The organism is Streptomyces sp. NPDC093109 (genome assembly GCF_040701725.1).
Taxonomy (GTDB): Bacteria; Actinomycetota; Actinomycetes; order Streptomycetales; family Streptomycetaceae; genus Streptomyces.
The window spans coordinates 343,054-356,525 of sequence record NZ_JBFBEZ010000002.1 but is presented as its reverse complement, the minus strand read 5'-3'; the positions used below and the strand labels follow the sequence as shown (position 1 = coordinate 356,525).

General features: G+C 68.5%; 14 protein-coding genes and 1 pseudogene. 5 read left to right on the top strand and 10 right to left on the bottom strand.

The window, feature by feature from the left end; all coding sequences use genetic code 11:
• Positions 1–201 precede the first annotated feature (201 nt).
• A complete protein-coding gene (locus tag AB0389_RS04065) occupies positions 202–1,095 on the top strand; it encodes an LLM class flavin-dependent oxidoreductase (RefSeq protein ID WP_366393709.1) in 894 nt (297 codons plus the stop codon).
• A 247-nt stretch (positions 1,096–1,342) separates the two neighbouring features.
• Here AB0389_RS04065 and AB0389_RS04060 read toward each other — a convergent pair whose 3' ends face one another.
• A complete protein-coding gene (locus tag AB0389_RS04060) occupies positions 1,343–1,765 on the bottom strand; it encodes an ATP-binding protein (RefSeq protein WP_366393708.1) in 423 nt (140 codons plus the stop codon).
• Positions 1,766–1,941: 176 nt separating this feature from the next.
• Here AB0389_RS04060 and AB0389_RS04055 point away from each other — a divergent pair, with 176 nt between their 5' ends.
• Together AB0389_RS04055 and AB0389_RS04050 are read left to right on the top strand one after the other, a co-directional pair.
• Positions 1,942–2,820, top strand: a complete 879-nt coding sequence (locus tag AB0389_RS04055) for a helix-turn-helix transcriptional regulator (RefSeq protein WP_366393707.1) — start codon at positions 1,942–1,944, stop codon at positions 2,818–2,820.
• Positions 2,817–3,029 (top strand): DUF397 domain-containing protein, encoded by a 213-nt coding sequence (locus AB0389_RS04050; RefSeq protein WP_366393706.1) that lies wholly within the window; start codon positions 2,817–2,819, stop codon positions 3,027–3,029. The genes AB0389_RS04055 and AB0389_RS04050 overlap by 4 nt, the downstream gene beginning before the upstream one ends.
• A gap of 497 nt (positions 3,030–3,526) precedes the next feature.
• Here AB0389_RS04050 and AB0389_RS04045 read toward each other — a convergent pair whose 3' ends face one another.
• Positions 3,527–4,195 carry a methyltransferase domain-containing protein gene (locus tag AB0389_RS04045; protein ID WP_366393705.1) on the bottom strand — a complete coding sequence of 223 codons (669 nt, stop codon included), beginning with the start codon at positions 4,193–4,195 and terminating at the stop codon, positions 3,527–3,529.
• A gap of 1,273 nt (positions 4,196–5,468) precedes the next feature.
• On the opposite strand from AB0389_RS04045, the gene AB0389_RS04040 reads away from it, so the two are divergent.
• Complete coding sequence (locus AB0389_RS04040) at positions 5,469–5,927, top strand: SRPBCC family protein (RefSeq protein ID WP_366393704.1); 459 nt, start codon at positions 5,469–5,471, stop codon at positions 5,925–5,927.
• 67 nt (positions 5,928–5,994) lie between these two features.
• Here the strand turns inward: AB0389_RS04040 and AB0389_RS04035 are convergent, their stop codons facing one another.
• From AB0389_RS04035 to AB0389_RS04020, 4 genes and pseudogenes are all read right to left on the bottom strand, one after another.
• Positions 5,995–7,116 carry a CU044_5270 family protein gene (locus AB0389_RS04035; protein ID WP_366393703.1) on the bottom strand — a complete coding sequence of 374 codons (1,122 nt, stop codon included), beginning with the start codon at positions 7,114–7,116 and terminating at the stop codon, positions 5,995–5,997.
• Positions 7,113–7,847, bottom strand: a complete 735-nt coding sequence (locus AB0389_RS04030) for an RNA polymerase sigma factor (protein ID WP_366393702.1) — start codon at positions 7,845–7,847, stop codon at positions 7,113–7,115. Before AB0389_RS04030 ends, AB0389_RS04035 begins: the two co-directional genes overlap by 4 nt.
• 74 nt (positions 7,848–7,921) lie before the next feature.
• On the bottom strand, positions 7,922–8,518 hold the full coding sequence (locus AB0389_RS04025; RefSeq protein ID WP_366393701.1) for a dihydrofolate reductase family protein: 597 nt from the start codon (positions 8,516–8,518) through the stop codon (positions 7,922–7,924).
• A 61-nt stretch (positions 8,519–8,579) separates the two neighbouring features.
• Positions 8,580–9,517: pseudogene (locus tag AB0389_RS04020) on the bottom strand (oxidoreductase).
• A 259-nt stretch (positions 9,518–9,776) separates the two neighbouring features.
• Between AB0389_RS04020 and AB0389_RS04015 the strand changes: the two are divergent.
• Positions 9,777–10,283 (top strand): sigma-70 family RNA polymerase sigma factor, encoded by a 507-nt coding sequence (locus AB0389_RS04015; protein ID WP_366393700.1) that lies wholly within the window; start codon positions 9,777–9,779, stop codon positions 10,281–10,283.
• 48 nt (positions 10,284–10,331) lie between these two features.
• On the opposite strand, the gene AB0389_RS04010 is transcribed toward AB0389_RS04015, so the two are convergent.
• From AB0389_RS04010 to AB0389_RS03995, 4 genes are all read right to left on the bottom strand, one after another.
• Entirely contained in the window at positions 10,332–11,525 is a 1,194-nt protein-coding gene (locus AB0389_RS04010) for a methyltransferase domain-containing protein (RefSeq protein ID WP_366393699.1), read from the bottom strand.
• A gap of 259 nt (positions 11,526–11,784) precedes the next feature.
• Positions 11,785–12,633: a helix-turn-helix transcriptional regulator gene (locus AB0389_RS04005; protein WP_366393698.1), complete on the bottom strand. Its 849-nt coding sequence runs from the start codon at positions 12,631–12,633 to the stop codon at positions 11,785–11,787.
• A 16-nt stretch (positions 12,634–12,649) separates the two neighbouring features.
• Positions 12,650–13,171, bottom strand: coding sequence for a DUF6879 family protein (locus tag AB0389_RS04000; RefSeq protein WP_366393697.1), 522 nt, complete (start codon positions 13,169–13,171; stop codon positions 12,650–12,652).
• The gene (locus AB0389_RS03995; RefSeq protein WP_366393696.1) at positions 13,137–13,385 is read right to left on the bottom strand and encodes a hypothetical protein; all 249 of its coding nucleotides are present in this window, start codon (positions 13,383–13,385) and stop codon (positions 13,137–13,139) included. Before AB0389_RS03995 ends, AB0389_RS04000 begins: the two co-directional genes overlap by 35 nt.
• Between the last annotated feature and the right edge of the window lie 87 nt (positions 13,386–13,472).

Sequence of the window (13,472 nt, the reverse complement as noted above, 5' to 3'; positions counted from 1 at the left end):
GGTGCGCGCAGGTTGGTGCGCGCAAGTTGGTGCGCGCAAGTTGGTGCGCGCAAGTTGGTGCGCGCAAGTTGGTGCGCGCAAGTTGGTGGGCAGATTCAATCAGAGGTCTGGTCGCGGCACACGGCGACTCATTAAGGTCAAGACATGATCAATGCCTCTTCCTCCGCCTCATCTGCTTCAGCCGGACGTCGGATCGGCGTGATGTTCGACAGAGACCGCCGCCCGGAAGAACTCGCCTCTTTCGCGGCCGAGTTGGAGAATCCGGCCACGGGCCCACAGGTGGATGACCTGTGGGTGGTGGAGGATCTGGCCTGGGCGGGCGGCGTCTCCTCGGCGACGCTCGCGCTGGCGGCGACCGAGCGGCTGCGGGTGGGGATCGGCATCAGCCCGGCACCGTTCCGTAACCCCGCGCTGCTGGCCATGGAGTTCGCCACGCTGGCCCGGGTGTTCCCCGGCCGGTTCGTCGCGGGCATCGGGCACGGCTCGACGGACTGGATGGTGCAGGTGGGCGCCGCGTCCCCGACGAAGCTCGCGCTGCTGGAGGAGACGATCGCGGCCGTACGCGGCCTGCTGTCGGGCGCGACCACGAGCGTGGACGGCCGTACGGTCCACATCGACGGCGTGACCCTGGTCCACCCCCCGGCCGTGGCGCCGCCGGTGGTCGCCGGGGTCGTACGCCCGCGCTCCCTGGAACTCTCCGGCCGGGTCGCCGACGGCACGGTCATGGCCGAGGGCCAGGGCCCGCGCGCGGTCGAGGCCGCGCTGAACACCATCGCCAAGGGCCGCGCGGCCGTGTCGCCGGACGACCCCGCCGCCCCGACCGCACACGAACTCATCGTCTTCACGCACCTGTACGTGGACGACGACCCGGCACGCGTCGCCACGGCCACCGCGCCGGTGGTGGCGGAGTACACGCAGTGGCTGGGCATCCCGCAGGAGGACGTCTTCGTGGCGGCGGGCCCGGCGGCCACGGCGGCGGAGCGCATCCGAAGCCTCTGGGAGGCGGGCGCCGACACGGTGGTCCTGAGGCCGATCGGCGACGACCCGCTGGGCCAGGTACGGACGGTCCTGGCGGAACTGGCGGAACTGGCGTAGCGCTAGGGCGACTTACGCGGTTGGGCCCCGGGGGAAGCGTCCGGGGGAGGCATCGCCTCCGTACGCCTCCCCTGGGCACGGACCCGCGCCCCGGTCCGCCCGTAACACGCCACGACATCCGCGCAGACGAGCTGCGTGACGCCCCGGCAGAACCGCGCCCGAAGGGTGGCTGCCACGACGTGGCAGCGGCACACGTCGCAGGGGTAGAGCAGCAGAGGCCCTCCATCCCCCACGTCCCCGGCGTCGCCTACGTACGGCATAACGGCGACGCCTCCTCCCGCCGGATCCGCAGCTGAGCCCAGGCGGTCTTCCCTGGATCCCGAGGCCGAACGCCCCACGTATCGGCCAGCGCGTCCACGAGCAACAGCCCCCGGCCACCGAGGTCTTCGTCGTCGGGCCTGCGCAGCTCGGGCATCCGCCACTGGAACGAGTCGGACACCTCCACCACCAGCACCCCGTCCCGCCGCCGCACCCCGAGTTCGAAGAACTCGCCGGTTCCGCGTGCGTGTTGGACGACGTTGGTCGTGAACTCGCTGGTGATAAGGGTGGCGACCTCCACGAGCCCTGCGGCCAGTTTCCACTCCGTGAGGAGGGATTCGACGTGCTGTCTGGCGGCGGGGACGGAGTGGTTGAGGATCCGGAATCTCTTGGTGTGCGTACGCCCGGACATGGGCCTCCAACGGTCGTCGAGCAGCGGCAGCATCAATCACTCAATGCGTCCAACCGGGTGCAATGAGTGACGCATTCACGATAGGGTGCGACTCGCGGCGATAGCAATCGAACGCCAAACGCATAGTTGCGCTTCGCGCGGTCGCCGCCAGTGCCCATCACGGCGGAGGAGAGAACATGCCCGCAGGCGGACGCGCAACCGTACGAAGCAAGCGACTTGGCGCGGCGCTCAAGCGATATCGCGAGGCCGCGAAGCTTGATCAGCAGCACGCGGCGGACCACATCGTGGGCTCCAAAACCAAGATCAGCCGCATCGAGGCCGGGCAGGTCTCGGCCCGTCCCGGCGACGTACGGCTCATGCTGGAGCTGTACGGGGTCGAGGACCGCGAGGTGCACACGCAGCTTGAGCAGCTCGCGCGGGACTCCAACAAGCGGGGGTGGTGGCTCAACTCCCCCTGGCCACTGAAGCCCGAGTACTCCGCCTTCATCGCGCTGGAGACTGACGCCACGTACATCCGCACGTGGGAACCGCTCTTCATCCCCGGCCTGCTCCAGACGGACAACTACTTCAGGGCGCTGCTCGGCGCCAAGCCGAATCCGCTGCCTCCCGAGGACGTCGAGCAGTCGGTGTCCATCCGCCAGGCCCGGCGGCGCACGATCGAGGAGGGCAAGACCCTCTACGCGGCGGTCATCTGGGAGCCGGCGCTCACCGCGCCCATGCCGTCGGCCGTGGCGCACCGCGAGCAGTTGGAGCACATCCACACCATGGCGCAGCAACAGAACATCAGCATCCAGGTGCTGCCGGTCAGTGAGTGGCGGGCCGCGCACATCGCATCCCACTTCGTCATGTTCAGCTTCGGTCCCGAGCCGATGCTGGAGGCTGTTGCCTTCGACACCACCACGAGTACCGTCTTCATCGAGGACCTCGCAGACATGACCAGGCATGCCCAGATCTTCGAGACACTCCGATCCGCCGCACTGACACCGGACCAGAGCCTGTCGTTCCTCCAGAAGGCCATGGAGGGCATGGCCGACACCCAGGAAGAAGAGGAATGAAGGACCAGGACATAGTCACCCCCTTCGCCAAGGCCACCGCCTCGCAGGGCGAGCAGCAGAACTGCGTAGAGGTGGCCCACACAGCCAACGGCGGCCGTGCCGTACGCGACAGCAAGAACCGCGACGGCGGAACGCAGTTCTACACCCCCGCCGAGTGGACGGCGTTCCTCGACGGCCTGAAGGCCGGCGGGCTCGGCCTCGGCCGGTGACGGAGCAGAGGGAGAGATTCAGGGTGGAGCAGAATAAGAGTGTCAGAATCATTCAAGTCGCCATCTACTCAATAGCGATAATTATCTCATTTACTTTCCTACTGGGCAGCTGGCTGTCCCTTGCTCCAGTCATGGCAGCAGCCGTGATCAATTACGCCTTGCTTCCCCCTATGTACCATAAAATTCTCACCGCCAAAAAAAGAAATTAAGGCGGGTGCCGATTTTCTGCCATATGTGCAAGCGGCGGCGGCCCAGCAATCCCGGCGGGCTGCGATGGAACGGCATCCTTCCGGCCACGACCAGCAGAGAGGACGGGGATCCGTTCCTTGGGCGTTATCCCTGGGGCAGTGCCGGGAATTAGCGGGGCCGGGAGCTTGTCGGGGTTGGCCGGTGGCGCGGATTGTGGGCGTGGGGCCGCCCCCGTACACCCCTGCCTACCTTCCCTCTCGGTACTGACCGCACCCGACAACACCCCAGCGACCAGCGGGGCATGAGCCTCAGGCTGGGCGCTTGGCCATGACGACCAGACCTGGCCCGCTCTGCTCATCTGCGGGGAGCCGGAGTTCGGCGACCGGGCGCAGGCCGGCCTGCTCGATCAGGTCCACGAGTTGTTCCGGCCGCCATTTGTGGGTCGTCCAACGAACGGGTACGCCCCCGTATGCCTCGGTGCGCACAACATCCCCGTCGCCGACGTGTGTTGCGGTGATGAAGTGACCGCCCGGCTTCAGAGCGCGCGCGAATGAGGCGAGGACCTGGGGAAGGACGTCACGGGGGAGGTTGAACAGCGACCACCACCCGAGTACGCCGCCGAGGGACGCTTCGGCAAGGTCGAGATCGGTGGCAGAGGCGACGCTGAAGCGGCACTGCGGATGGAGACGGCGCGCGTTCTCAATCATGCGAGGCGAGAGATCGACCCCGGACACGTCGAGGCCACGTTCGGCAAGGTAGGCGGTCACCGTTCCGGGCCCGCAGCCGACGTCGAGGACAGGCCCGAGCTCGCTCACGGTGTCGGCGAAGGCGTCGATTGATGCCTTGAGCCATGAATGGCTACGGATGTCGCCGACTCCCGTCGTCACCACCATGTGTGCGTAGTTGTCGGCCACGCGGTCATAGGACTCACGTACCACGTCGAGATCGGCCGGGCGGTCAACAGGGTGTGCGCGCATCAGCCAACGATAGTGCGGGGCCAACCTGCTTCCTGGACGAAGCGCGCGTCACAGTCTGCCCGCTGACGGTCGTCGGCTGCGGGTCAGTGCGGACGCCAGGTGTGGTCTACGGCGGCGAGCGTGGAGCGCGGGGCCGCCCCTCCTGCTGTGAGTTTCGCGCTTCCGGGCCGGGTATCAAGGGCGCTCCTCCGTCGCGTCGGCTGCGCCGATTGCGCTGCGCTCCACCCCTGACACCCGACCCTCCAGCGCAAGTGCAGCTTTTCGGGAGGGGCGGCCGGGGGGAAGGGGGGCCCAGGAGGTCCGCCTGTTCTGCCGCTCGGCTCAGGGTCCGGCGGGCCGGTGGGCCCTGCGGGGCTGCGCGACAGTTGCATGGGGTGACGCGGCACCGGCTCGGCGACCGACCGTCCGTTGCCGGTTGCTACTCATGCCCCGCTGGTCACCGTTGCGTCGTGGTGCCCGGGAGCTGGGCGGCGGCTGCTGTCCGGCCGGGGACTCGAGTCGATCGGGGGCCGGGGGTCTTCGGGCGGTGTCCGGGAGCGGGGAGTGTGACGTTAGAGCCACCTCCGGCCCGTCAGATGGCCGTAGCGTCACCGTCGTCGGGATCAAGCACTCCACCACCCGCCAATCTGTCCCATATGTGATGATTTGGAAGGCAGTTGAGGGGCTCCCCGGGCTGCACATGTGTCCTGAGGTGCATTAGACGCACTCCTCGATGCAAAGACCGCCTCCGGGAGCCCACTTGCCGCCACACACGTCCCGCCAGCCCCTCCCCCACCCGGAGTTACCAGCGGGGCATGAGTGCCGGCCAACCGGCAGCCGTCACGCCGCCGAGACGAGCCCCGCCGCCCCACTCCTCTGCCGCGCAGCCCCGCAGGGTCCACCGGGCCGCCGGACCCTGAGCCGAGTGGCAGAACAGCAGACCTCTCGGGCCCCCTCACCCCCCGGCCGCCCCTCCCACACCCGCACTTGCGACTCCGGGACAGGTGTCAAGGGTGAGCGAAGCGAAATCGGCGCAGCCGACGCGACGCAGGAGCGCCCTTTACACCTGTTCCGGAGTCGCGATACTCACAGCTGGAGGGGCGGCCCACCTTCCCAACAACCCGCGCCACCCACCCCCCCACTCAGCGCCGCCCTGACCCGCACCACACCACACCGCAGTTGCCGCTGTGCCCTCGGGCGTGGAATTCGTGCGATGTGAACGGCGTTACGGCGACCACCCCGGGGTCTTCCCCGGCGATGGGAGGATTGCCGCGCCGTATCGAGGAGGACCTGGATGCCGTCCACCGTACTCACGCACACGTTTGAGATCGCCGCGCCGCCGAAGGAGGTCTTCGCGCACCTGGCCGAGCCGTTGAACTACGTCGGCCTGTCGCCGCTCCTCGTCGCCGTACGCGACGTGCGTGGCAGCGGCGGGGCTGTGACGTACACGGCCGTGGAGCGCTTCCGGTTACTGGGCTTCCTGCGGTACGACAACATCCTCGACGTCACGCTCGTCGCCGTCCCGGACGGCCTCCCGCACTCCGCCGAGGTCTCCGGCGAGGTCCGCAGTCCCGGTCGGGTCCGCATGGACTACCTCTTTGCCATCGACCGTCACGAGGTCGGCAGCGTCGTCACGGACACCCTGTGCCTCCGGACTCCCCCGGGCCTGCTGCGCTTCGCCGCCTCCCAGGCGGGAGCGGTCCAGCAGGCCCGGGCCCGTATTCTGACGGGCCGTATGGCCCGGCCTGCCTGACGGCCTCCACGGACCGCACGGACTGCACGGACCGCACGGACCGCACGGACCGCACGGACCGCACGGACTACGAGGACGGGGTCTGCTTCATCGCGTCGACCACGGCGCGCGTCATGATGGCGCTGGTGTAGTTGACGGTGCCGGGCTTGATCTCGATGCCCTCTTCCGTCCTCTCCTTCACCTGGACGTTGCGCTCGCCGAGAAAGGCATGGGTCTTCTTGTCGAAGATCCACTCCTCGCGGTTACCGCCCAGCTCGTCCTGCCGGGCGACGGCGATACCGGGCCGGCCCGCCGCGTCGACGGCGTTGTTCACGACGACCACCCCGGGGATCTTCGCAGCGGCCTTGAACAGCGCCGGGTACAGCTCGGCGGGCGGGTAGCTCTCGTTGAGCAGGTCGCCGATCGTGCTGAATGCCTGCTGATCGGGGGAGTTGCCCTGGCCCTCGGTCTCCTTGTAGATCTTCGCGAGCAGCTGGTCGGGGTTGGTGGTGAGCTTGGTCAGGTAGTCGTACGACGCACCGTTGAGGTCCGCCTTCGGGGTGTTGCCCTGCTCGTCGGGCAGGCTCAGGGTCTCCCCCTCGGGACCGTCGTTGACCGTGGGGTCGATCAGCCAGCCCTTGGTGCCGTCGGGCGACATCCAGATCTTCCGGGTGCTGAGGGGTTCGCTGACGAGGGTGCTCTTGTCGTCGACGGTCTTGATGAAGGTGCTGGCCGTCTTGGACTCGATGTAGATGAACTGGCCGGCCCCCACCTTCGGGTGGGTCGTCCCGGAGGCGGCGGCGAGCGCGATCTGGTCGATCAGCTGGGGTACACCGTCGGCGCTGGCCGTGCCGAGGTCGGTGGTCAGGGCCGGCCCGGTGGCGGTACCGCCACCGCCACCGCCGATGTCGAGCACCGATCCGCCCACGATCACGCCCGCCACGGCCGCGGCCATCACCGGCAGCGCGATCGCCAGGCGCGGCATCCGCAGCCGGGCCTTCTTGCCGGCGGCGGGGGTGCTGGCGGCGGGGGCGGTGGCGGTGGACGCCGTACGGTCTTCGTTCTGCTGCATGTCGTGGATCTGGGCCATCAGACGCTCCTTGTGGAACTGGTGACGGCCCGGCGGCAGGTCGCGCGCTGTACGGGACATGAGCTGGGCGCTCTCGTCCTTGTCCGCCGGATGCTGCCGGGAGGACGTGTACTCGTTCATCGGTTTCCTTCCTGTACGGGCCGGATCGCGTTGTTGTGATCGCCTCTTATCTGTCGGGCGGGGAGGACGCCTTCCCGTTTCCCGCGCACTTTTTTCCGGGCCGTCTCCCGGCCGGGGCGCGACAGCTCGGTCACCGGCCGGGGCGTGGCGTCCGGCTTGGCGGCAGACGTGGCGTCCAGCGGGCGGGCGAGTTCGGCCTCGGCCAGCGTGCGCAGCTTCTTGCGGGCCCGGGACAGCCGGGAGGCGACCGTACCGACGGGGATGCCGAGCGCCTCGGCCGCGGCCTCGTAGTCCAGGCCCTCGCCCAGGCAGAGCGCGATGACCTCACGCTCGGTCCGGCGCAGCGCCGCGAGGCAGGTGAGTACGGTCGCGAGACGCCGGCGGTCGTCGACCCGTCCGGCCACCTCTTCGGCGTGGTCGGGCACCGCCAGTTCGGCCGCGGCGGCGGCGTTGGCGGCGGCCCGGTACCGGCGGTTGGAACGAAACTGATTCCGCGCGGTGTTGGTGGCGATCCCGAGCAGCCAGGGCCGCAGCGAGCCCCCTTCGGGGTCCACTCTGTCCCGCAGTTTCCACGCCTCCATGAACGTGGCGGCCATGACGTCCTCGGCGGTCGACCAGTCGGCGGTCAGCCGGAAGGCGTGGTTGTAGATCGCGCGCGCGTAGCTGTCGAACAGCTCGGCGTACGCGCTCGAATCCCCGGCTCTGATCCGGGTACGCAGTTGAGTGCTCACCTCAGGAAGCTGTCCGGCACCCGGTACCGCCTTCCCGTGACCTGCGCCACACTGCGCAGGTCACGCATCACACGTCACGCGCGGCGCCGGTCGTACGTGAGGAAGGCCGCTCCGCTCTTGAGAACGGTGTGGTCGGTCAACTCCCAGGCGTGGGGCGCGAAGGCGGTGGCCCGTCCGAAGAGGGGGATACCGGAGCCGATGGTGAGCGGGCTGAGTTTCACGATCACACGGTCGATCTCCCCGTAGAGCGCGCCGGCCAGTTCCGCACCGCCGACGAGCCAGATGTCCTTGCCGTTCCCACGCTTCAACTCCCTCACCGTCGAGACTGGTTCACCGGCTACGAGTTCGACGGCGGGGTCCGGACTCTCCGTCAGTGTCCGGGAGAAAACCACATGCTTGAGGTGGGGATAGGCGTCGGTCACACCGGCCGCGAGGCCCACCTCGTAGCTCCTGCGGCCTTCGACGACGGTGTCGAAGCGGACGCCCTCGGCGGTGACACCGAGCCCGGCCCGGGCCGGGCCCGGCAGGGTCTCGGGGTACTCCTCGATGAGGTGCTGGATGTAGTCCTCGGCCGGGGACCAGAAGCCGCCGGGGCCGCTGGGGTCCGAGCCGTCGGGACCGGCGATGAAGCCGTCGAGCGTGGAGGCGATGAAGTAGACGAGCTTGCGCACAATGAGCCCTTCGTTGATCGGTTGGTCGCGATGGAGGGTGCGGTACCCCGCCTCTGAGTGCTCACGCCTCGCTGCTGTGGCGCGGCTGGAGGCGGGCCAGTTCGTCGTCGGAGAGCCGCAGGGCACCGGCGGCGATGTTCTCGGTGAGGTGGTCGGGGTCGCCGGTGCCCGGGATGGCCAGCACATGGGGGCCGCGGTGCAGCGTCCACGCCAGCCGGACCTGCGCGGGCGTCGCGCCGTGGGCGCGCGCGATGGCGAGCACTTCGTCGTCGTGCGTGTCGTTCGCGCGCGCCTCTCGCTGTTCGCCCGCGATCGCGAAGAACGGTACGAACGCGATGCCGTGCTCGCCGCAGCTGCCCAACAGCCCGTTCTCGTCGGCGAGTCGGTGGTCGAGACCGTACTGATTCTGTACGCAGACCACCGGCGCGACGGCCCGGGCCTCGGCGAGGTGCTCCGGGCCCACGTTGGAGATGCCCAGGTGGCGGATGAGGCCGGCGTCGCGCAACTCGGCCAGGGCGCCGAAGTGTTCGGCGATCGAGTCCTGGTTCGTCCTGCGCAGATTGACGACGTCGAGGTGATCGCGGCCGAGCTGGCGCAGGTTCTCCTCGACCTGACCGCGCAACTGCTCCGGCGCGGCCGTGCCCAGCCACTCCCCCGACGGGCTCCGTCCCGGCCCGACCTTCGTGACGATGACCAGGTCGTCGGGGTAGGGGGCCAGCGCCCGGTTGATCAGCTCGTTGGCGGAGCGCAGGGGGGAGAAGTAGAACGCGGCGGTGTCGATGTGGTTCACGCCGAGCTCGACCGCGCGGCGCAGGACCGCGACCGCGCGGTCGCGGTCGCGCGGTCGCGGTCGATGGGGGCACCGTCGGAATTCCCCCTCATGCCGTTGCCCGTCAGACGCATCGCGCCGAGCCCGAGCCGGTTGACTTCCCGGTCGCCCAGCTTCCAGGTGCCCGCGGACGCCGCGGTGATCGGCGTACTCGTCGGTTGCGAGGTCATGGTGGGATCCCCCTTGTGGCTGTGGACTGCGATACGCCGTGCGCGGACGGGGCGCGGGCGGGCGGGGCGCGGGCGGGCGTGCTGGCCCGACCGGCCGCCGCGACCTCGGAGTATGGGGCGCCATCGCCGTAAGAAAAAGGCAAGACGCGGGCGGGAAAAGTCACACGGCGTACGGGAACGCGTCCGCTCTGTGCCGCGTTGAAAAGTACGTGAGCCGCCGCACTTCACAAGGCGGCGAGAGCCGCCCGCAGCTTCCCCGGTGCGGTCACCCGCAGAGGAATGCCGACATAGTCGCCACAAACCGGTCGGCGTCGTCGAGCCACGGATCGCCCAGCTCACCGACATAGGCCAGCCCGCCGTGTCCAAGCAGGTGGCGAAGCACAGGACCGACGCCCCACAGCCTCCGACAAAGCTCTCCCTCGACCAGTACGACACTCCTTGGCTCGAAGGCCGGCTGTGGGGACTCGCCGAGGAACTCTCCGAGACCCTTCACGAAACGGCCCGCTGCACCCGTTACGTCGATGCCCTCACCCGGGGCAAGAAGCACTTCACGCCCCAGAACATCGACGAGTTGCGGCGTCTGGTCGAAGAGGACCTGCGGCTGCACCGGGCAGATCTGCCCGTCGGCCACCGGGCCGCGTACGACGAGATCAGCCGTGGCCTCGACCTTCCCTCGCACGTCACCGTCACCACCACCGCACCGGCATCCGTACGCCGCTCCCTGGCCCACCGGATCCAGCGCGATCGGCTCAGCAACGCCACCTGAGCCGTACGGGACCAGCCGAGCGGCCGGGCAATTACGCACCCGCCGTGATCAGTCCCTGGCGGTCGGGCGGCACGCAGCGGGCGGGCTCATCCGAGTCCCAGCCCGCGCCACGACGTGGTGCGGGTCGTCCAGCCAGACCTGTTGCTCATCGTCACCGGCACCGACGTCGGTGCCGGTGCCGGTGACGGCCGACAGACCGAAGCGGGAGCGGTCCGGGGCGCCGAGGTCGTGCCAGCGCAGGAACTCGTGCCGGACCTCGTCCCAGAGAGGTCGGGGGCCGTGCTGCTCGACCTCGTACGTTTCCGCGTCGGGTACGTACTCGACCGTGGCCCACGACCTCCCGTCGTCAGTGACGAATCGCAGTGTGGCCTCGCCGCTGTCGTCGTCGGCCTGGCACCAGCGGTAGCGCACGTCGGTGAGGCTGAGGCCGGTGAAGAACGCCGGCGCGTCCTGGATGACGTTCTGGGGAGGGATGTCGGTGGTACTCCTCATCCCCGGAGCCCCCGGCTCGCCTCGGCCGATGCCTCCGAGCGGGACAGCCCCCGGCCGGGCCGTACGGTCCCACATAAAGGCCGGGTCGCCCGAGAACGTACCGCGCGCCCTGCCGTCCGTCACTGTCAGGGTGAGGAAGGAGCCACTGAAGTAACTGCTGCCCCACGGGGTGACAATGAGCCCATCGGGGCACTGCTCCAGCCACGCTCTCGGCACGTTCCGCACCGTGCAGGTGCAGATAATCCGATCGTACGGGGCGCCCGCCGGATGTCCGTCATGACCGTTGCCCAGGACCGTCGTCGGGTGGTGTCCGGAGTTGTTGAGGTTCTTCACGGCGGTGGACAGGACCGCCTCGTCGAACTCCACGCTGGTGACATTCCGCGCGCCCAACCGGTGCGACAGCCAGGCAGCGTGGTAGCCGGTCCCCGTGCCGATCTCCAGCACACGCCGGCCCTCGCGCACATCCAACAGAGCGAGCATCTCAAGCATGATCGACGGCATCGTGGAGGAGGACGTGAAGAGCCCGAACCCGCCCTCGGGCGTGGGCTTCCCGTCGTTGACCTGGGTCACGACCGGGACATCCGCGTAGACGGAACGGAGCCAGCCCTCCGGATCCGAGGTGAAGTCGCCGCCTTCGAACACCTCCGGGATGAAGAGCCCACGGTCCACCGAGGCCACGGCCTCATGCCACTCGGGCGGCAGTACGCCCTGCCGGAGCAGCGTGCGTACGAGCTGCTGGTGCGTCGTCATCCGGCATCACTTCTTCGGGGGCTCGTACGGCTTGGTCGGCCCCGGCGGCTTGTCACGGTGACCGTCGCTCTCGGAGGTGTCCGGCTTTCCGGAGTGGTCTCCGCCCTGTTTACCCATGGTCGCCTCGTCCCTTTCCGTGCGTCAGAGAGTTGATCCGGCGGTGCGTGGCTTCGAGAGCCACGTCGTCCGCCCGTCCGTCAATGACGTTACGGAGCCGGGAAGTTACTGGTCCACGTTGTTGCACTCTGTTGCAGTTCATTCACCCTAGGGAGTCCATCGCCCTACCGATCAGGGCTCCGGCCCGAGGCCCGTACACAGCCATCCGAGCGATCCTGGCGAAAGCCCGCTGATACAGCCGCACCTCACCGGGAACGGTGAGAGTGACCTTGGCCGACAGCAACTCGACATGGACCCGAGTGTCGTCGAACATCGTGAACGTCTCGACGCCCCACATGACGCGGGGCGCCGAACTCGGGATGACCCCCAGGGAGACGGCGGGATAGGACATGGCGGTCAGCAGATACGCGAGCTGGCCGGCCATCACGGCATCGGTACCAATGCGCTGCGAGAGAACGTCCTCCTCGACCAGCAGGACGACACGGTGGTGCCCGTCACGGACGATCCGCGACCGGTTCACCCGCGCCGCCGCTGCCTCGTCGACGTCATCGGGAAGGCCACGGAAGTCCGCGACAAGGGTGAGCAGGGCTCGCGCGTAATCCTCCGTCTGGAGAAGTCCGGGCACGACCCTGGAGCAGTACGCACGGATCAGTGTGGTGCGCTCGTACAGCGGGATGCCGGCTTGCTGAAGACTCCGTAACCCCGTCCGCTGCGTGCGCCGCCACTCGACGTACATCAAGTCGGCGGATCGGGAGAAGGCGATCAGGTCGTCGGCCCGGTCCTCAGCACCGCAGGTGATGCACCAGGCCCTGATGTCGGCGTCCGAGGGCGTGGTTTTCGCGCTCTCGATGCGTGAGGTCTTCGCCTTGTTCCAGCCGCACAGGTCAGCCAGCGCCTGCATGGTCAGATGCGCGTCGAGGCGGAGGTCCTTGAGCTGAGCGGACACGGACTCGCGCACTGCCTGCGCGCCGGAGAACGGAGACGAGGACATGGACCGGCCACCCGTGTCAGATGCTGTACTTCTCGTGCGGGATACCTCGCTCCCACACGGCCTCGAATGAGGTGGCGAACAGCTTGAGGGTGGCGGGGTCGGTGCTGATCTCGTCACCGACGAGTGAGCCGTCCCCCGCGAAGTGGTGAATCCGTGCCAGGCGGTCGTCGAACAGCCAATAGTCGTTGCCGGGGAGGGCGAGGTCCGAAGCGGAGCGCCGGGGCAGCCAGCGGATTCGCTCACCCGCCCCCAGGTTGGCACGGGATACGTAATGCTCCCACCGGATGTACTCCGACACCGGCTCGCTGACAACACGGGCCCGGCGGACCACGACACCACGCGCCACGGCCCTGGCGATCTCCTCATGGAACCCGCGCCACCACGTCGTACGGTCGGCCCAGTCCGTCCGATGCCCGCGGCGCCAGGCCGCGAAGCGCTCGTTGTCGGCGTAGGCATCACGCATCTCCAGGTGCACCGCCGAGCGGTCCGTGTCCCTGAGGATCTCAGCGAAGCTCGGCTGCTCGCTCTTCTGCGGCATCACATGCCCTCCTGATCTGCGGCACCATTCGTGCCGGGATACGAATGACCGACTCGGTCGGAGGGATCGAGCCGACCTCCCGGCACTTCTCCTCGGTCGCGTCGTCCGCCTTCCATCCTTGAAGGACGAGATCGGCATTCTCATCATCCACCCAGGCTGACGGGCAGTGGTCATCGTCCGTGTCGGGGTCCTTGCCGAAGAACAGTAGGGACATGGCGGCTCTCCCATCCAACATCCAGTACATCGCAATCCGTTGAACAACCTTCACGCTCTGGAGTTGGATCAGTCAAGGGCACCCCCC